Origin of the sequence: Pseudomonas moorei (assembly GCF_008801475.1) — a bacterium.
Taxonomy (GTDB): domain Bacteria; phylum Pseudomonadota; class Gammaproteobacteria; order Pseudomonadales; family Pseudomonadaceae; genus Aquipseudomonas; species Aquipseudomonas moorei.
Map to the genome: position 1 here is coordinate 300,025 of NZ_VZPP01000007.1, position 18,723 is coordinate 318,747.

At 61.5% G+C, this 18,723-nt stretch carries 16 protein-coding genes; 13 read left to right on the plus strand and 3 right to left on the minus strand.

From position 1 onward, the window contains the following. Positions 1–9: 9 nt before the first annotated feature. Positions 10–1,359, minus strand: a complete 1,350-nt coding sequence (locus F7R06_RS15860; RefSeq protein ID WP_090320358.1) for a metal-dependent hydrolase family protein — start codon at positions 1,357–1,359, stop codon at positions 10–12. 260 nt (positions 1,360–1,619) lie between these two features. On the opposite strand from F7R06_RS15860, the gene F7R06_RS15865 reads away from it, so the two are divergent. After that, positions 1,620–2,006 carry a nuclear transport factor 2 family protein gene (locus F7R06_RS15865; protein WP_090320360.1) on the plus strand — a complete coding sequence of 129 codons (387 nt, stop codon included), beginning with the start codon at positions 1,620–1,622 and terminating at the stop codon, positions 2,004–2,006. A gap of 217 nt (positions 2,007–2,223) precedes the next feature. On the opposite strand, the gene F7R06_RS15870 is transcribed toward F7R06_RS15865, so the two are convergent. Further along, positions 2,224–3,381: an alpha/beta hydrolase family protein gene (locus F7R06_RS15870; protein WP_090320363.1), complete on the minus strand. Its 1,158-nt coding sequence runs from the start codon at positions 3,379–3,381 to the stop codon at positions 2,224–2,226. A 59-nt stretch (positions 3,382–3,440) separates the two neighbouring features. Continuing rightward, the gene (locus F7R06_RS15875; protein ID WP_090320367.1) at positions 3,441–4,403 is read right to left on the minus strand and encodes a LysR family transcriptional regulator; all 963 of its coding nucleotides are present in this window, start codon (positions 4,401–4,403) and stop codon (positions 3,441–3,443) included. A gap of 277 nt (positions 4,404–4,680) precedes the next feature. Between F7R06_RS15875 and F7R06_RS15880 the strand changes: the two genes are divergently transcribed. The 12 genes from F7R06_RS15880 to F7R06_RS15935 all read left to right on the plus strand — a co-directional run bounded on the left by F7R06_RS15880 (position 4,681) and on the right by F7R06_RS15935 (position 18,690). Beyond that, positions 4,681–5,622 (plus strand): VOC family protein, encoded by a 942-nt coding sequence (locus tag F7R06_RS15880; RefSeq protein ID WP_090320370.1) that lies wholly within the window; start codon positions 4,681–4,683, stop codon positions 5,620–5,622. Between the two features lie 31 nt (positions 5,623–5,653). Then, complete coding sequence (locus F7R06_RS15885) at positions 5,654–6,064, plus strand: Rieske (2Fe-2S) protein (RefSeq protein ID WP_090320373.1); 411 nt, start codon at positions 5,654–5,656, stop codon at positions 6,062–6,064. Between the two features lie 87 nt (positions 6,065–6,151). Further along, positions 6,152–7,276: an FAD-dependent oxidoreductase gene (locus F7R06_RS15890; RefSeq protein ID WP_090320376.1), complete on the plus strand. Its 1,125-nt coding sequence runs from the start codon at positions 6,152–6,154 to the stop codon at positions 7,274–7,276. A 57-nt stretch (positions 7,277–7,333) separates the two neighbouring features. Next, positions 7,334–9,031, plus strand: coding sequence for a DUF1302 domain-containing protein (locus F7R06_RS15895; protein WP_090320379.1), 1,698 nt, complete (start codon positions 7,334–7,336; stop codon positions 9,029–9,031). Positions 9,032–9,043: 12 nt separating this feature from the next. After that, positions 9,044–10,432: a DUF1329 domain-containing protein gene (locus tag F7R06_RS15900; RefSeq protein ID WP_090320381.1), complete on the plus strand. Its 1,389-nt coding sequence runs from the start codon at positions 9,044–9,046 to the stop codon at positions 10,430–10,432. Between the two features lie 58 nt (positions 10,433–10,490). Next, positions 10,491–11,597: a WD40/YVTN/BNR-like repeat-containing protein gene (locus F7R06_RS15905; RefSeq protein ID WP_090320384.1), complete on the plus strand. Its 1,107-nt coding sequence runs from the start codon at positions 10,491–10,493 to the stop codon at positions 11,595–11,597. Between the two features lie 4 nt (positions 11,598–11,601). Next, a complete protein-coding gene (locus tag F7R06_RS15910; RefSeq protein WP_090320386.1) occupies positions 11,602–14,076 on the plus strand; it encodes an efflux RND transporter permease subunit in 2,475 nt (824 codons plus the stop codon). After that, on the plus strand, positions 14,066–15,328 hold the full coding sequence (locus F7R06_RS15915; protein ID WP_090320389.1) for an MFS transporter: 1,263 nt from the start codon (positions 14,066–14,068) through the stop codon (positions 15,326–15,328). The genes F7R06_RS15910 and F7R06_RS15915 overlap by 11 nt, the downstream gene beginning before the upstream one ends. Positions 15,329–15,341: 13 nt before the next feature. After that, positions 15,342–15,923 carry a cupin domain-containing protein gene (locus F7R06_RS15920; RefSeq protein ID WP_090320392.1) on the plus strand — a complete coding sequence of 194 codons (582 nt, stop codon included), beginning with the start codon at positions 15,342–15,344 and terminating at the stop codon, positions 15,921–15,923. Beyond that, the gene (locus F7R06_RS15925; protein ID WP_090320395.1) at positions 15,920–16,903 is read left to right on the plus strand and encodes a fumarylacetoacetate hydrolase family protein; all 984 of its coding nucleotides are present in this window, start codon (positions 15,920–15,922) and stop codon (positions 16,901–16,903) included. Before F7R06_RS15920 ends, F7R06_RS15925 begins: the two co-directional genes overlap by 4 nt. 10 nt (positions 16,904–16,913) lie before the next feature. Then, complete coding sequence (locus F7R06_RS15930; RefSeq protein WP_090320399.1) at positions 16,914–17,918, plus strand: NAD-dependent epimerase/dehydratase family protein; 1,005 nt, start codon at positions 16,914–16,916, stop codon at positions 17,916–17,918. Beyond that, a complete protein-coding gene (locus tag F7R06_RS15935) occupies positions 17,896–18,690 on the plus strand; it encodes a cyclase family protein (protein WP_090320402.1) in 795 nt (264 codons plus the stop codon). The genes F7R06_RS15930 and F7R06_RS15935 overlap by 23 nt, the downstream gene beginning before the upstream one ends. The last annotated feature ends 33 nt before the right edge of the window (positions 18,691–18,723 follow it).

Sequence of the window (18,723 nt, forward strand, 5' to 3'; positions counted from 1 at the left end):
TGTCGGTCCTCACAGGGCCCACTTGCCCAGCTGGGCAACGCGGTCGCGGGTGTAAAGGTCGGTCCATTTCAGCGAATTGAAATCGGACACTTGCTTGGGGTTGTAGGGGCTACGGTCCATGCGCACCGGCTGGCCGGCCTTGTACACGGCCTTGAGGCGCGAACGGTCCTGCAGAATGCGGATGTCGTGCAAGGGCGATCCGTCGAGCAAGAGGAAGTCTGCCGGCTTGCCCGCTTCGAGGCTGCCGAGGGTCTCCCCCCGTGGCATGCAGCGCGCGCCGACGGCGGTAGCGGCATACAGCGCTTCTGCCGGAGTGAAGCCGAGGCGAGTGACCAGCAGTTCCAGTTCACGGGCGTGCCACTCGCCGTAGGGCGTCACGGCGAAACCGCTGTCACTGCCACAAGCGAACGGCACACCGGCGGCCTTGGCACGCTTGAGCACTGCCGAGCCGACTTCCAGGGTGCGTGCGCAGTAGCCGGCGTATCCGGTGCTGATGGCCGGATCGTGAGGCTGGCAGAAGTCCACGGTGTTTTGCGGGAAGGTCATGGTCGGCGCGAGGATGCTGCCGGCGTCGAGCAAGGCCTCAATGCACGCATCGTCCATATAGAAGGCATGGAACACCAGATCAACCCCGGCGCGGGCCGCGTACATCACGGCTTCGCGACCATAGGCGTGGGTGGCCACTTTGCAGCCCAGGCGATGGGCTTCTTCGACCATCTCGCGGGTTTCATCGGCGGTGAAGGCGGCGATGATGTCGCCGTTCGGGCGGCGGTGGGTGCCGTCCATGGCGATCTTGATCAGGTCAACGCCGTCCTTGGCCTGCTTGCGGATTTCCGCCAGCGCATCGCTGCGGCTGGTGACCAGTTGCGCGGTGAAGTACTCAGGAGCGCCGACCCGGCTCGGGAACCAGTCGTTGAGACTCTGTCGATTGGTGATCACCCGGCTGCTGGCAGCAATGCGCGGCCCTTCGAACAAACCGGCGGTAATGGCATTGCGCACCGCGATACTGAGCTGACCGCTGTCGCCGGGGCAGACCATGCTGGTGACGCCTGCCGCCAGCACGTGTTGCGCGAAGAACATGCCGCGCAACGCGCGGAATTCGTCGCTGGTCCACAGATCGATGTCTTCTTCACTTTGTGCGTTACCGAACGCCAGGTGGGTGTGCACATCCACCAGCCCCGGCATGACAAAGTTGTCGCCCGCGTCCACCTGGGTATCACCGGGCTGCGGCTGGGGCGCGGTCGCCGTCGGACCGACGTAACTGAGCAGGCCGTTTTCTACGACCAGTGTTTGCTGCTGGCGTGTTTCCAGGCCAGTGCCGTCGAACAGTGTCTGGCATTTCAGGTGCAGGGCGGTCATGGTGTTTTCGCTTTGGCTGTTGTTATGCGAAGCGAGGCTAGGGCGCTGCCAAAGCCACCACCAACAGATTGCATCGATGCCCGGGTATTGATGGGATCAATAGGTGCGGAGCGCCAGCAGGAGCGGGGGTGTTGCGCCAGTGGCAGAGCGCAATGAGCGGGTATTGCGAGTGACGATGGCTGGCATCGTGATCGGCGATTTTTTATGGGGCGGATCGTCGATCTATGGTGCGCGCTCGTCAACCACAGAGAGTCATTCCCATGAGCACCGCAACTGTAAGAAACCAACTCCTGGCACTTGAGCAGGAACGCCGCCGGGCATTGGTTGAGGAAGATTTCCCGCGCGTCGCCGAGTTGTTCGCCGATGACCTGGTGTATGTGCACACCACGGGATTGGTGCAAGGCAAGGCGGATTACCTGGAGTATGCAAAAAGCGCCGTGCAGTATCTGGACATTGAGCGGGGCGAGTTGCTGATCCGTTTCTACGGCGAGCATCTGGCGGTCATGACCGGTACGCAATGCAACACCTTACGCAAGCGCGGCGGCGACCAGTCGATGCGCGGTGACGGGTTTGCCACGCAGGTCTGGACGCTCGGTGACAAGGGCTGGCAGATCAGTTCATTCCACGGCACCCGAGCCCCCAACTGACCTCGATTTCCCGTCAATGCAAAACGCCGGAAAGCCCCCAAGGCTATCCGGCGTTTTGCAGCCTTGTGCACGGATCGCTGGCAAGCCAGCTCCCACAGATGTGTGGCGAACCCGGCCTATGCATACACCGCCAATCCCTTGTGGGAGCGAGCCTGCTCGCGATGGCGGCATGTCAGGCGCCAGTGATGTTGAATGTGCCGACGCTTTCGCCGGCAAGTCAGGCGGTGTGGCCACCCAGGATTTCGGCAACCCAGTCGGCGATGTACTGCCCGGCGTTGATGCTGTTATCGAAGCTGGAATGCTGCACGCCGCCTTCGCGCTCGGTGAAGATCTTCAGCGCGCGTTTCGGGCTGTTGACCAATTGTTCGTAGGTGCGCTGCGCCCATTTCAGTGGGATCTGCGAATCCTTTTCACCGTGGGTCACCAGGAATGGCACCTTGATGCGATCGAGCACGCCGTCCAGATGAACGTTTTCGGCGATGGTCATGAATTCCTCGACATCCTTTGCCCCCCATACCCAGCACACGTGCGACCAATAGTGTGGAACGGGGAAGCTGCCTTCTTTTTCCAGGCGACGCTTTTGCACATCGCGCCAGTCGTGGTTGGCGCCCCACACCACGCCGCATGCGAAACGCGGCTCAAAGGCCACTGCGCGCGGGCAGTAGTAACCGCCCAGTGAGACCCCTTCCAGGCCAATGCGTTTGGCATCCACATCGCTACGGGTCTCCAGCCAGTCGACCACACGGCTGGCCCAGTGCTCACTGTCGTAACGGGCAATCAGGTTGTGCAGGCGCAGCGCTTCGCCCGTGCCGGGCTGATCGATGATCAGGGATGACACGCCACGCCTGGCCAGCCAGGCAGGCAGGCCGACGCGGTATTTCATCTCTTTGGTGGAGTCCAGGCCATTGACCTGCACCAGCAGCGGTGCCGGGCCGTTTACGCCTTCGGCACGTACCAGCAGGCCGGAAATGTGTTTGCCCTCGTAGGGGATTTCAACCCGCTCGCAGTTTTCCCGGGACAGTTCGATGCCGCGTTTGAAGGTCTGCAAAAAGCGTTGGTACAACTCGGTACGGCCTGCTGCGCCATGGGCTTGCAGGCGTTCACACGTAAGGTAGTAGGTCGCGGCGCGGTTGTACTTTTCACCGGCGGACAACAGCCGGCCATTGCTTTCGTCTTCTTCGGCCAGACCGCAGAGTTTGTCGGCCATCTTCGACCAGGTTTCGCGGAACGCCTGGGTCCCGGCAGCATCAGGTTGTTTGGCGGCTTCTTGCAGTGGCGCGCACATCTCTTCGATTTCGCCAATGCGGGCGCCCATTTCGATGGCCAGGTCGACCGAGAGATTCCACACATAGTTGGTTGGGAAATAGCGGAACATGATTATTGTTGTCCTTGTGTTTGCCATGAAGTGTGCAAGGCACGTTAAGGACGAACCAGCTATTTGGCCAATCGTGACTCGGGATGGGAGGTATCGCGAGCGGCGATATGATCCTGTTCCAGATGCTGGATGAACTCACTGATGCGCTCGCGCAGCCAGCGGTGCATCGGGTCGCCGTCCACGCTGCGGTGCCAGAGCATGAACTCGCGCATCACCGGAATCCTGACCGGCGGCGGCAGGATGCGCAGTGGCAGGTACTCCGCGTACAGGCGCGCCAGACGCTGGTGCATGGTGGCGATGCGTTGGGTGCCGACGACCAGCTGCGGCAGCGTATTGAAGTCGTTGGTGATGACCTCGAGTCGGCGGTTGAAGCCGTACTGGTTCATGAACCATTCTTCGATGCTCATGTGCCGGCTGCGACCGAACCCGACGGAAACGTGGCCCATGTCCATGTACTGCTCGAGGGTCAGGCTGTCGCCGACCAGGGTATTGCCTTGCCACACCACGCAGACGTGTTCTTCTTCAAAGAGCAATTTGGAAGGGTGGCCTTCGATGATGTAGCGCTCAGGCACGATCATCAGATCGACCTCTCCGCGAATCAGCAACTCACCGGAATTGTCGCCAGGGCCGAGCATCTCGAAGGTGATGTTCGGTGCTTCTTGGTGAATCTTCTGAATCACTTGGGCAAACAGGACGCTGATCAGGTAATCCGAGGTCACGAGGCGGAAGTGCCGCTTGCTGGTGGTGGGGGCGAACACCGGTTTGGCGGTAATCGAGGACTTGATCGTCAGCAGCACTTCGCGCACCGGGTGGACCAGTTCCAGGGCAAAGGGGGTCGGCTGCATTTTGCGCCCGACCTGCACCAGCAATTCATCTTCGAAATAGGTCCGCAGGCGCCCCAGAACTCCGCTGGTGGCGGACTGCGTCATGTGCAGGCGTTCGGCGGCGCGGGTGATGTTCTGCTCCTCGAGCAACACATCGAGGGCGACCAAGAGGTTCAAATCCAGGTGGTTGAAACGCATCGGGCAGGTCCGTCTTTGTATTTATTTTCGCGATACATTCGGATGAATACATCGCCGCGTCAACCCGTCCATGCAGCCTCATCCCCTGCAATCAGGTATCGCGTTTGCCGATAGGTCGCATCCCGACACTCGATTAGTCAGTTGCCAAAGCGCAGGTCAATCTTCGCCGCAGTCGGACTTCTTGCCGACACCACCACCGGGTTCCCTGCATCGTCGATCGACATGGTCGAGTCGGCGGCAGCGGTCTCCGGATTCTAATTTCAATGGAGTGGTAGCCATGAACATCATTGGCCTTGATGCCCTGATCTTTGGCGTCGATGACATCCAAGCCTGTACGGCCTGTCTGCGTGACTATGGCCTTGGGCCCGTTGCCGTCGACGACAATGGCGGGCGTTTTGAAGCGTTGGACGGCACTGCCGTGATCATTCGCCGGGCGGACGATCCGACCCTGCCAGTTGCTATCGGCCCGGCCCCGTCGATTCGCGAAACCATCTACGGCGTTGCCAGCCCAGCGGATCTGGATGCGATCGAAGACGAACTGGCGCGGGATCGCCAGGTCATCCGTGACGACAACGGCGTGCTGCACAGTGTTGACGACATGGGCTTTGCAATCGCCTTTCAAGTCACTGTGCGCAAGGCCTACAGCGCCCCGGACGATTTGACCAATGCCGCTGGCAACGCACCGCAGCGCCCGCTGAATCAGCCGGGCATTACCCTCGACATGAGTGCTGTGCCGCGTACCTTGTCCCACGTGGTTTATTTCGTGCCGGATGCCGCCAGGGCCGAGGCGTTCTACGCCGAACGCCTGGGTTTCAGGACCACGGACACATTCATCGGCGCCGGGCCGTTCATGCGCCCCGCGGGCTCAGATGATCACCATTGCCTGTTCATGATCCAGACCCCGCCGCACATGAAGGGGTGCGAGCACTTCACCTTCCACATGGGCAGCGGCACCGAGGTGCTGTTGGCCGGCACGCGATTCGAGCAAAAAGGCTGGACCAGTTTCTGGGGCCCGGGCCGCCATCTCTTTGGTTCCAACTGGTTCTGGTACTTCAACAGTCCACTGGGTTGCCACATCGAATACGACGCCGACATGGACAAGCACGATGACGCCTGGGAGGCGCGTCGCGCACCGCTGTCGGCGGATAACTCGCAACTGTTCCTGTTCAATTCGAAAGAAAAATGGGCACCCGGCGGCCCACCACCCAAACACTTGTAGGAGCAAGCTCGCTCCTATCGAGGTTTCTGTCATGAACCACAGCGATTTCCCGCTGTGCCGGGTGGACGAACTGGTGGAAGGGCAGGCGCGCGGATTCGATCCATTGCAACGCGGCAGGGACAGTGTTTTTGCCCTGGTGCATGAAGGACAGCTGCGGATTTATCGCAATAGTTGCCCGCATCTGGACGTCCGCCTGGAGTACCGCAAAGACCGTTTTCTGTCCGCCGACGGCCAGTTGATTGTCTGTTATGCGCACGGTGCGCAGTTTCTGCCTGGCACCGGCGAATGTGTCTACGGCCCTTGTCTGGGCCAGAAGCTGGAGGCGTTGCCGTGGCGTGTGGAAGAGGGCTGGCTGGTGCTGCAAATGCGCGGCAAGGAGGTCGCGCCGCCCCACGTCGAGGTATCGCGTTTGACGATACATCGCATCCCTGATCGCGATTAGTCAAATCCCTGCTTTGACCGGAAGCTGAACCCAACGACGCAGTGCCCGGCGCTGCATCGAATCACAAGAATAAAAAGTGAGAGAACCATGAGTGCAGTGAACAAAGTTCTGATTGTGGGCGGTGGTATCGGTGGCTTGTGTGCGGCCATCGCGCTGCGGCGCAAGGGCATTGAGGTCGATCTGATCGAACTCAAGTCAGAGTGGACCGTTTACGGCGTCGGCATCATCCAGCAAAGCAACGTGGTTCGCGAAATGGCCAGGCTGGGCGTGCTCGACGGTTATCTCGATGCCGCGTACGCCTTTGAAGACGTCGCCATTTATGGCCCGGCCGGCCAGCAACTGGCGCGCATCCCGGGGCAGCGACTGGCCGGGCCCGAGTATCCGGCGAACGTGGGCATCTCGCGTCTGGCCTTGCACAAGGTCCTCAGTGAAACCGCCCTTGAGCTGGGCGCCAGGGTTCGCCTGGGGCTCAGTGTGGAGTCCCTGGCGGACCAGGGCGACAGTGTGGATGTGCTGTTTACCGATGGCAGTCGCGGTGACTACGACCTGGTGGTCGGCGCAGACGGTCTGTTCTCCAGGGTCCGCCATCTGCTGTTCGGCGACAGCTACACACCGCGCTTCACTGGCCAAGCGGTATGGCGCTACAACTTCCCTCGTGCGCCGCAAATCGATCACCTGGCCAACTATCAGAGCGCCGAGGGCAATGCCGGCCTGGTGCCGCTGGCGGGTGACCTGATGTACCTGTTCCTGACGTCCCATGAACCGTCCAACCCCTGGATGGACCCCGCGACGCTGGCCGAGCAAATGCGTCAGCGCTTGCAGGGTTTTACCGGCCTGATCGGTGAACTGCGCGACCAGATCAGCGACAGCAGCCAGGTGGTGTACAAGCCGATGGAAGTGGTGTTCGTCGACGAGCCCTGGTATCGCGGGCGCGTGCTGTTGATCGGTGACGCCGCCCACGCCACCACGCCGCACCTGGGCCAGGGCGCCGGCATGGCGATCGAAGACGCCATCGTGCTCAGTGAAGAACTGACGGGCGACGGCGGTGTTGAACAACAGCTCCAGCGCTTCATGGCGCGCCGTTTCGAGCGCTGCAAGTACATCAGCGAAAGCTCGATCCTCGCTGGCGACAAGGAAATGCAGCACGACCGCGAGTTCGACCGCATTGGCCTGGTCAAGCAGATGCTCGCTCGCACGGCGGAGCCCATCTGATTCGAATCTGCAGCACCTCCACAGCAGTTACCACTATAAAAACAAGAGGTTAACGCGATGGTCAGCTCCACGACTGCGACGCTTGCGCGCCGCCCGGTCAGCACGTCTGCACCCTTTGGTTTCAGTTTGGCCGCGGCCCTGGTTCTGTTCAGCCAGGCGGCCCATGCCTTTCAGGTGGATACCGGCAATCCGGATTTCAGCCTGCGTTGGGATAACACGGTGAAGTACAGCGCCGCTTGGCGAACCGAGAATCCCAGCAGCAAACTGACCCAGGGGCAGGTGGCACTCAATCAGGACGACGGTGATCGCGCCTTCAAAAAAGGCCTGATCTCCAACCGCATGGACATCCTTTCCGAGCTGGATATGTCGTTCAAAAACGTCGGCGCGCGCCTCAGTGGTGCGGCCTGGTACGACACCGAATACCAGCAAGACAACGATAACAACGATCCAACACGCGCCAACGCACGCTCCGTGGCCTACGACCAATTCACCGATGACACCCGCCAGCTGCATGGCGGTAACGGTGAATTGCTCGATGCCTTTGTGTACTGGAACGGCGAAGTGGCCGACCGCGCGACGTCCGTGCGTGCCGGCCGCCACGGCTTGATCTGGGGCGAAAGCCTGTTCTTCGGCAACAACGGCATTGCCGGAGGCATGGCGCCGGTCGACGTGGTCAAGGCGCAGTCGGTGCCCAACACCCAGTTCAAGGAGATCACCCGGCCGGTCAATCAACTCTCGGGCACCTTCCAACTGACCGATGACGTGTCGCTCGGCGCGTTCTACCAGTTCGAATGGGAAGAGACACGCCTGCCGGGTGCCGGCAGTTATTTCTCCAACAGTGACACCATTGGTGAAGGCAATGAACGCCTGATCGTGGGCGCACCCTTTCCCACCTTCCTGGGGGGCAATCCCGACAGCCCGGCGGCGTTCTTCCACGGCAAGGACGAAGACGCGCGCAACACCGGGCAGGGCGGCTTGCAGTTGAAGTACAACGCAGAGACCGTTGAATACGGCCTGTATGCGATCCAGTACCACGACAAAACCCCCAAGCTGTACCTGAAACCGTCCACCGGTACGCCGAACTTCAGCACCGGACAAATCGGCGACTACTACTGGGTCTACCCGGAAGACATCCGCGCCTTGGGTACCAGTTTCTCGACGACTGTCGATGAATACAGCTTTGCCGGTGAAGCGTCGATGCGCTGGAACATGCCGCTGGTGTCCAACGGTGTCACCGTCCTGCCGGGTGTGGAGGCTGACAACGACAGCCATCCGCTGTACGCCGTCGGCCGTACGGCTCACGTCAACCTCAATGTGCTGGCTTCGTTCGGGCCGAACTTCCTTGCCCAGGAGTCCGCCTTTGTCGGTGAGGTCGCCTGGAACCGTCTGCTCAGCGTGACCAAAAACCACGACGCCCTCGACCCCAATGCCACCCGCGACGGCCTCGGCATGAAGATGGTTTACACGCCGACCTACCGCCAGTTCTTCCCCGGCATCGATATCAGCATTCCGGTTGGCCTGAGCTATTTCCCGATGGGTAAATCGGCGGTTGTCAGCTCTTTCGGGCCAGACAACGGCGGCGATATGAACATCGGCATTACCGCCACCTACCTGGACCGCATTACCGCGGGCCTGACGTACACGCACTACTACGGCCCCGAGAACACCAACCTCGACGCGGCCAGCCAGTTCAATTACGAGCAATCGCTGAAAGACCGGGATTACCTGGCTTTCTCCGTCAAGACCACGTTTTAAGAGGACTTGCGCATGATCCATAACAAGAAAACCGGAGCCTTCAAGCTCAAAGCCCTTTGCCTTGCACTGCTCGGCGGCCTGGCCATTTGCAGCCAACTGACGATGGCTGCCACGGCTGAGGAAGCGAGCAAACTGTCCAAAAACCTCACGCCTCTAGGAGCCGAACGCGCCGGCAATGCCGACGGCACCATTCCTGCCTGGGACGGTGGTTACACCAAGGTCGACCCTTCGTACAAGGAAGGCGGAAAACGTTCCGATCCGTTTGCCGCGGACAAGCCGCTGTTCAGCATTACCTCGAAAAATCTTGCGCAATACGCCGGCAAGCTCAGCGCCGGCACCCTGGAAATGTTCAAGCGTTTCCCGGAGACCTATCGCATCGATGTCTACCCAACCCGTCGTAGCGCCGCGGCGCCGCAGTGGGTGTATGACAACACGCTGAAAAACGCCACCCGCGCCAAACTGGTCGACAGCAGCGCCGGTCCGGTGCCCCAGGGCGCGTATGGCGGTATCCCGTTTCCGGTCCCGCACAACGGGGCCGAAGCCATGTGGAACCACCTGCTTAACTGGCGCGGCACCTCGGTGTCGATGCATTTTCGTCACTACTTGATGACCGCCGATGGCAAGCAGGTGTTGACCACTGACGGCCAGGCCATCCAGGAGATGCCGTATTACTACCAGGACGGTTCGCCGGAGTCGTTTGCAGGCGACTACTGGCTGTTCCGTCTGCTCAATATCGGGCCACCGCTGCGGGCCGGAGAGCAAATCATGGGGCGCACCAACATCAATGGCGACCTGTCCCAGGCGCACGTTTACCTGACCGGCCAGCGCCGCGTGCGCAAGCTGCCCAACGCCTGCTGCGATACGCCGACACCGGCGACTGCCGGGGTCATGTCGTTCGACGAGTTGAGCGTGTTCCAGGGACGCATGGACCGCTTCAACTGGAAACTGGTGGGCAAGCAGGAGATGTATATCCCCTACAACACCAACAAGGTGCAAACCGCCGCCAAGCCTGAAGACCTGTTCCTCGCGCATCACATGAATCCGGATTACGTGCGCTGGGAATTGCACCGGGTGTGGGTGGTCGAGGCGGACCTGGCACCGGGCAAACGTCACCAGTTGCCGAAGGGCCGTTACTACCTGGACGAGGACACCTGGCAGGCCATGCTGGGCGACCGCTGGGACGCCAACGGCCAGTTGGCCAAGACCCTGTGGTCGTTGCCGGCGGTCCTGCCGGACCTGCCCGCACAGGCGCAATTGTCTTCGGGCTTTTACGACCTGACCTCCGGCGCCTGGTTCATCCAGAACGTCTACACGGGCCTGCCCGAACAGTACGGCATGGTGGATCGCTACAAGGCCTCCGAGTTTTCGCCGGCGGCGATGGCGGGTGCCGGGGTTCGTTGAGTCAGACCGGATCACGGTTCAAGGATCGTGATCCGGCTCACAGGTTTCGAGGTCGGTAATGAACAGAATCTGTCAGGTAGTGGGTCGGCTGATGTGGCTGGTGGCCCTGCCGTTGGCGATGCCGTTGAGCCTCGCCCATGGCGCGGCGGTGACGGACGCGCTGAACACCCCGGCGATGCGGGCGCCGCAGGCACAGCATGCAGTGCTGCTGGACCTGGCTCGTGCGGGGACGCGATTGGTGGCGGTGGGGGAGCGGGGCATCGTGCTGCTTTCCGATGACAATGGCAAAAGCTGGCGTCAGGCCGAGGTGCCGGTGTCGGTGAGTCTGACGGCGGTGCAGTTTATCGATGCCGATACGGGCTGGGCGGTCGGTCATGCCGGTGTCGTGCTCGTCTCCCGCGATGGGGGTGAACACTGGCGCTTGCAACTGGACGGAAACCGTGCGGCGCAACTTGAGTTGCAAGCCGCCAGGCAGCAACTGTCCACCGCGAGCGATCCCGACGCAGCCGCCGCACGCGTGCAGACGGCTGAGCGGTTCGTCAGCGAAGGCCAGGACAAACCCTTCCTCGCACTCAAGTTCGTCGATGAGCTGCACGGCCTGATTGTCGGTGCCTACGGCCTGGCATTCCACACGGACGATGGTGGCCGCACCTGGCAGTCGTTGATGGGCCGAATCGACAATCCGATGGGGGCTCATCTGTATGCCATTGCGCGGCAGGGCGAGCACTGGTTTGTCGCGGGCGAGCAGGGTTATCTGGCCCGTTCCGACGATGCCGGCCAGTCGTTCATGGCGCTCCAGAGCCCCTATGCCGGCAGCTTCTTTGCCCTGCAGATCCGCGACGACGGGACATTGCTGGCGGCGGGTCTGAAGGGCAACGCGTTTGTCTCCAACGACTTGGGCGAAAGCTTCCAGCCCGCACCGGTTGCACTGCCCGTTTCCTTCAGCGATGCCATTCGCACCGACGACGGCCAACTGCTGCTGGTCAATCAGAGCGGCGCGTTGTTTCGCACCAGTGGCCAGTCGGGTGCGTTTCTGAAGCCTTACGGCCAACCACTCGGCATACCGGTCGCCAGCGTGGTCGAGGCCGCGGACGGCAGTCTGGTGCTGGCGGGTTTCACCGGTTTGGCGCGGGTTTCGCCGCCCACCGCTATTGCTTCGGAGTGAGGTTATGACGCCATTCGACAACGCCACGGCCAGCCTGGCGAATTTTGATCCACGTTCGGGCTCGGTGGTGGAGCGCACGCTGTTCAATCATCGCCTGTGGGTGCTGCTGGTCTGTGTTCTGACCACCCTGGTGTTGGGTTATCAAGCGACGCGTATCGAGCTGAACGCCAGCTTCGAGAAGATGATTCCGACCCAACAGCCCTACATCGCCAATTACCTTGAGCACCAGCAACAGCTGAGCGGCCTGGGCAATGCCTTGCGCATTGTGGTGGCCAACCGGCATGGCGATATCTACGACGCCGAGTACCTGAAAACCCTGCAAGCCATGAGCGATAAGCTGTACCTGTTGCCCGGCGTAGACCGTGCGTACATGAAGTCCTTATGGACGCCGGCGACGCGCTGGGTGGCGGTGACTGAAGATGGCCTGGATGGCGGCCCGGTGATTCCCGATGACTACAGCGGCACCCCGGCCAACCTTGAAGCGTTGCGGCGAAATGTGCAGCGCTCCAACGAGCTGGGGCAACTGGTGGCGTATGACCAGACCTCAAGCATCATTTACGTGCCGCTGCTGGCCAACACGGCCGATGGCCAACCGCTGAACTATTCGACCCTCTCGGATCAACTGGAGGCGCTTCGCAATACCTATCAAAACGACAGGATCGACATTCACATCACCGGTTTTGCGAAAAAAGTCGGCGACCTGATCGCTGGTTTGAAACAGATTCTGTTGTTCTTTGCCGTGGCGATCGTGATTACCACGGCGGTGCTCTTTTGGTACACCCGCTGCCTGCGCAGCACCTTGCTGGTGGTGTTCTGTTCCCTGGTGGCGGTGGTCTGGCAGCTCGGTTTACTGCCATTGCTCAACTATCAACTGGACCCGTACTCGGTGCTGGTGCCGTTTTTGGTGTTCGCCATCGGCATGAGCCACGGCGCGCAAAAAATGAACGGCATCATGCAGGACATTGGCCGTGGCATGCATCGGGTGGTGGCGGCGCGCTTCACGTTCCGACGCTTGTTCCTGGCCGGGCTGACGGCGCTGCTGTGTGATGCCGTGGGGTTCGCGGTGCTGATGCTGATCAAGATCCAGGTCATACAAGACCTCGCGGTGATCGCCAGTATTGGCGTGGCGGTGCTGATCTTCACCAATCTGATCCTGCTTCCCGTGCTGCTTTCCTACATCGGCGTAACGCCCCGTGCAGCGCAACTGAGCCTCAAAAGCGAACAAACCGAACAGGCCGGCCAGCGTCGTCATGCCTTCTGGCGGTTCCTCGATCTGTTTACCCGGCGTCGTTGGGCCAGCGTGTGTATCGCCATCAGCCTGGCCCTGGCGGCCGTCGGCTTTGCGGTCAGCCTGCAACTGAAAATCGGCGATCTCGACGCCGGTGCGCCGGAGTTGCGCGCAGACTCGCGCTACAACCTGGATGATGCGTTCCTCACCCGTCATTACGGTGCCAGCAGCGATCTGTTTGCAGTGATGGTCAAAACCCCGGCCAGCAGCTGCGCGCGGTACGACATCCTGGCCAAGGTGGATGCTCTGGACTGGCAACTGCGCGCCTTGCCGGGCGTGGATTCGACCAACTCCCTGGCGCTGCTGAACCGGCGCATGCTGGTCGGCCTCAGCGAAGGCAACGCCAAGTGGTACGAGCTGCAGAACAACCAGGCGATGCTCAACATGATCACCGCCAGCGCGCCCCGTGGCTTGTACAACGAAGATTGCAGCCTGCTGACGCTGTACGCCTATCTCACCGACCACAAGGCCGAGACCCTGACACGTCTGGTCGAGCACGTTGAGCAGTTTGCCGCGGCCAACAACACCGATGAAGTCCAGTTCCTGCTGGCGGCGGGCAATGCCGGTATCGAGGCCGCCACCAACATCGTGGTCAAGCAAGCCAACCGCGAGATGCTGTTCTGGGTGTATGGCGCGGTGATCCTGCTGTGCCTGATCACCTTTCGCTCCTGGCGCGCCACGCTGTGTGCGGTGATTCCGCTGATGGTCACGTCGATTCTCTGCGAAGCGCTGATGGTCTGGCTGAACATTGGCGTGAAGGTCGCCACGCTGCCGGTCATCGCCCTGGGCGTGGGCATCGGTGTCGACTACGCGCTGTACGTGATGAGCATTCTGCTCGGTCATCTGCGCCAGGGTGCGAGCCTGTCTGAAGCCTATTACCGGGCGCTGGTATCGACCGGCAAGGTGGTGATGCTGACGGGCATCACCCTGGCCATTGGCGTGGCCACCTGGATTTTTTCACCGATCAAATTTCAGGCCGACATGGGCGTGCTGCTGGCCTTCATGTTTGTCTGGAACATGGTCGGTGCCCTGGTGTTGCTGCCGGCACTGGCGTACTTCCTGCTGCCGGCCCGCCGCTCGGCGGCCGGTGCCGTGGCACCCGTGAATGTGATCAATGTGTCAGAGCTTGCCAGTCCGGTGGCGGCTGACGTTCCTCACCTGTGCATCAAGGAGAGTTGCCATGTCCGTTGAGCCCGTTGTTGAAGGCACTGCCCAATTAGCCGGACGGCAAGCGGGGATGGCGCAATCGCTGTTGCTGCTGCTGGGAAGTTGCCTGCCGGTATTGGGCGCGGTATTGCTGGCGCCGGTGTTGCCGCGCATGCAGGCGCATTTCAGCGATGTCGCCGGCAGCGCCGTGCTGGTTCCGGTTGTGCTGACCTTGCCGGCGTTGGTGATCGCGCTGTTGGCGCCTTTTGCCGGGATGATCGCTGATCGCCTCGGTCGCAAGCCGCTGTTGCTGGCGAGCATGTGTCTGTACGTCCTCTGCGGGGTGCTGCCGCTGTGGCTTGATTCGCTTCAGGCCATCGTCCTTAGCCGGGCCGGGATCGGCCTGGCCGAGGCGGGCATCATGACCTGCTGCACCACGCTGATGGGCGACTATTACAGCGGTCGCAGGCGTGAACGGTTGTTCGCCTTGCAGATGGTCGCGACGTCGCTGTCCGCTGCGGTGTTTATCGCGGTAGGTGGCTTTCTCGGCCAGAACGACTGGCGCACGCCTTTTGCGTTGTATGCAGTGGGTCTGATCTTCCTGCCACTGATGGCCTGGCAGCTTTGGGAACCCCAGGCCCGCGCGGCGGCTGCGCAACCGGTGCCGCCCTTGGCGCCCGGAGCATTTCCTTGGCGCGCGCTCACACCCCTGTACGCATTGGCGCTGCTGGCGGGTTTGAGTCTGTTCATCGTGCCGGTGCAGGCCGGTTATCTCCTCAACTTGTTGCGCGTGGATGCTCCGCAGCAAATCGGTATGACCATGGGCGCCAATCAGCTGGGCGTGCTTGTCGGTGCGCTGGGCTTCCGTTTGTTCAGCGGCCTGCGTAGGCCACACGTGCTGTTGATTGCCTATGCGCTGGCGGGGGTTGGCGGCTTGTTGATGTCCGACGCCTTGAGCCATGTGCAAGTGGTGGTTGCCGTGCTGATCAATGGCCTGGGCATCGGCTTGATGCTGCCCACGTTGATCACCTGGATCATGGCGCAAGTCAATTTCCACCAGCGCGGAAGGGCTTCGGGTTGCTTCACCGCCGCCATCTTCGCCGGTGAATTCATCAGCCCGCTGGTCGTGCTGGGCATCACCCAGGGCGTTGCCATGGCGCTGCCGCATGCGTTGGCAATCGTCGGCGGGCTGCAATTGCTGGTGGCGGTGTTTTGTCTGGCGGTGCCCAGGCTCGGTGGACGGTTGGTCGATGCCAACGTTGTGGTCGGTGGCACCCCCACCGGCAATGGAAACTGAACGAGGATTTTTCATGCAAGCGCTTCCTGAATTCAAACGCGTGGTCACCGGCCACAACGCACAAGGCCAGGCGATCGTCGCCAGCAACGGGCCGACGCCGAATGTGTTCCCTCTGTTGGCCGTGCCCGGCACGGTCTTTCATGAGCTGTGGAACAGCAGCACCAGCCCGGCTGTGCTGGATAACGCCAGTGATCCCGGCAGCAAACCCTTGCAACTGAGCCCCGGACCGCAGGGCAGCGTGATTCGTGTGGTGGACATTCCACCGGACAGCGTGCAGAACCAGGTCAGCGATGAAAGTGCCGCGGCAGTGTTTGCTGAAATCGGTGAATCCCACGCCGGTACGGGCCAGGCCAACGCCCGGCACAAACTGATGCACCGCACCGAAACCCTCGACTACGGGATCGTCACCGAGGGCGAAGTGTGGCTGGTGCTGGATGAGGAGGAAGTGCACCTCAAACGCGGTGACGTGGTGGTGCAACGCGGCACCAACCATGCCTGGAGCAATCGCACCGAGGCCATGGCGCGCATGGTCTTCATTCTTCTTGACGGGCGCTTCGCCCCTGAGCTGGGCACTGATCGGGGAGCCAAGGCATGAAACTCGCCACTCTGAAAAACGGCAGCCGTGATGGCCGGCTGGTGATCGTCTCGCGGGACCTGAAGTGGGCGCTGGACGCCAGCCCGGTCGCGCTGACCTTGCAACAGGCCATTGAAAACTGGGACAGCGCCGAGCCGCGCTTGCAGGCACTGGCTGCCCGGCTGAATGCGCAGGAGGCACAAGAGGCGTTTACCTTTGACCCGGCCCAGGCGATGGCGCCGTTGCCGCGTGCCTATCAGTGGTGCGATGGCTCGGCATTCCTCAGCCATGGTGCGCTGATGCAAAAGGCTTTCAACCTTGACCCCATCGAAGGTGCCGAGCACACACCGCTGATGTACCAGGGCGCGGGTGATGATTTCATCGGTGCAAACGACGATATCCCGCTGCCCAGCGAAAGCCAGGGCATCGACTTCGAAGGTGAGTATGGGGTGTTGGTCGATGACGTGCCCATGGGCTGTACAGCCGGGCAGGCGCTTCAACACATCAAGCTGATTCTGCAAGTCAACGATGTGAGTCTGCGGGCCCTGGCCCCACGGGAAATGACCACCGGATTTGGCTTTCTGCAAGCCAAGCCCTCATCCAGCTTCGCCCCGCTGGCCATTACACCGGACGAACTGGGCGATGCCTGGCGCGACGGTCGCGTGCATTTGCCCTTGCAGGTGCATTGGAACGGCGAGTGGTTCGGTCATCCCCATGGCGGGCAGATGACCTTCGGTTTTGGCCAGTTGATTGCCCATGCCGCGCTGACCCGCCGGTTGCGCGCCGGCACGCTGATTGGCTCGGGTACGGTCTCGAACGCCGAACGCGAGGCCGGATCGGCCTGCATTGCCGAGCGTCGCGCTATCGAGATGATCGAGCATGGCGTCGCCAAAACCGGCTACATGCGTTTTGGTGACCGTGTGCACATGGAGGTGCTGGGTAACGACGGGCAGTCGTTGTTTGGTGCAATCAATCAACGTGTCGTCAAGGCCGGGTGCTAAGGAGCGGCCTATGCGTGTGTTGATTACCGGTGCCAACGGTTTTGTCGGGCGCGAATTGGTGCGCTGCCTGCTGGCGCGGGGCCGCCTGCGTGGTCAGGTCATCGACTCGTTGTTATTGCTCGATACCGAACTGCAAGGCGTGCCCCAGGATCCGCGTTTACGCCGACATTGCGGCAGCATTACCGATGCGGCCTTGATCCGCCGCGTTCTGGCCGATGGCATCGATGTCGTGTTCCACCTGGTGAGCATTGCCGGTGGCGCGGCGGAGGAGCACTACGAACTGGGTTACCAGGTCAATCTGCTGGCCAGCCTGGAGTTACTCAACCAGCTGCGCAACAAAACGCTGCCGCCGGTGCTGGTGTACGCCAGCAGCGTGGCGGTGTACGGCGGCGATTTGCCGACGAAAATGACCGAACACGCCGAGCTGCGCCCGGAACTGTCCTATGGCACGCACAAAGCCATGGTCGAGCGTGCGGTGATCGACCTCGGCCGGCGCGCGGAAGTGGACGGCCGCGTGTTGCGTCTGCCGGGCATCGTTGCGCGCCCACGTGAACCCAATGGCTTGCGCTCGGCCTTCATGAGCGACTTGTTGCGTTCATTTGCCGAGGGCGAGGCTTATCGTTGCCCGGTTTCGGAGCAGGCAACGGCCTGGTGGATGTCGGCACGCTGCTGTGTGAACAACCTGATTCATGCCGCCGAACTCAATGGCGTCGAGCCTGGATCGCAGCGTGTCTGGCAGTTGCCGGTGCTGCATCTGTCCATTGCCCAGGTGGTCGATGCATTGGCGGCGAGTTATGGGCAGGAGCGCCGCAGCCTTGTCAGCTATGCCCCGGACGCCCACCTGGAAGCGCTCTTCGGGCGTCTGCCACCCCTGAAAACCCCGCTGGCGCGCGCTGCCGGCTTCAGCCATGACGGCAATGCCGCAGCGCTGATCCGCAACGCTCTGAATCCCGCCACCCCACGACACTTGTCGCTCACTGGAGACAGCCTGTATGTCGCAACCAACCCAGACTAAACGTCGCCTGGTGGATCTTTCGGTCACCCTGGACAACAACCCCTACACGGACCCACCACCGCTGTTGCCGAAGATCGATTACATGGACCACCAGCAGGGATGGCCGGAAATGGCTGCCATGTTCCCCGGCTTGCAACTGGAACAGATGCCGGGCAAGGAGTCGTGGGCGGCCGAGCGATTGCAGATCACCACCCACAGCGGGACGCACATGGACGCGCCCTGGCATTACGCCTCGACTACCGATGGCGGGCAGCCTGCGTTTGGCATTGACGAGTTGCCGCTGGATTGGTGCCTGCAACCGGGGGTGAAGCTGGACTTTCGGCATTTGCCGGACGGGCATGTGGTGACGGCCGATGAGATCGAAGCCGAACTGGCGCGCATTGATCATGTCTTGCAGCCGCTGGAGATCGTGCTGATCAACACCCGTGCCGGCGCCCTGTTTGGTCAGCCGGGCTATCTGGATGCCGGCGTCGGTATTGGCCGGCAAGCCACCCTGTATCTGTTGGAACGCGGTGTGCGGGTCGTGGGCACCGATGCCTGGAGCTGGGACGCGCCGTTCAAATACACCCGCGAACGTTTTGCCGCTGACGGTGATGCCTCGATCATTTGGGAAGGGCACAAGGCCGGGCGCGATATCGGTTATGGGCAAATGGAAAAACTCGCCAACCTCGACGTGTTGCCGGCGAGCGGATTCCTGGTGTCCTGCTTCCCTTACAAAATCAAGCATGCGTCGGCAGGTTTTGTTCGCGCGGTGGCGATATTCGAAGCGTAAGCGCTGCGCTGGGCAAGTAACGAAATCAACGCT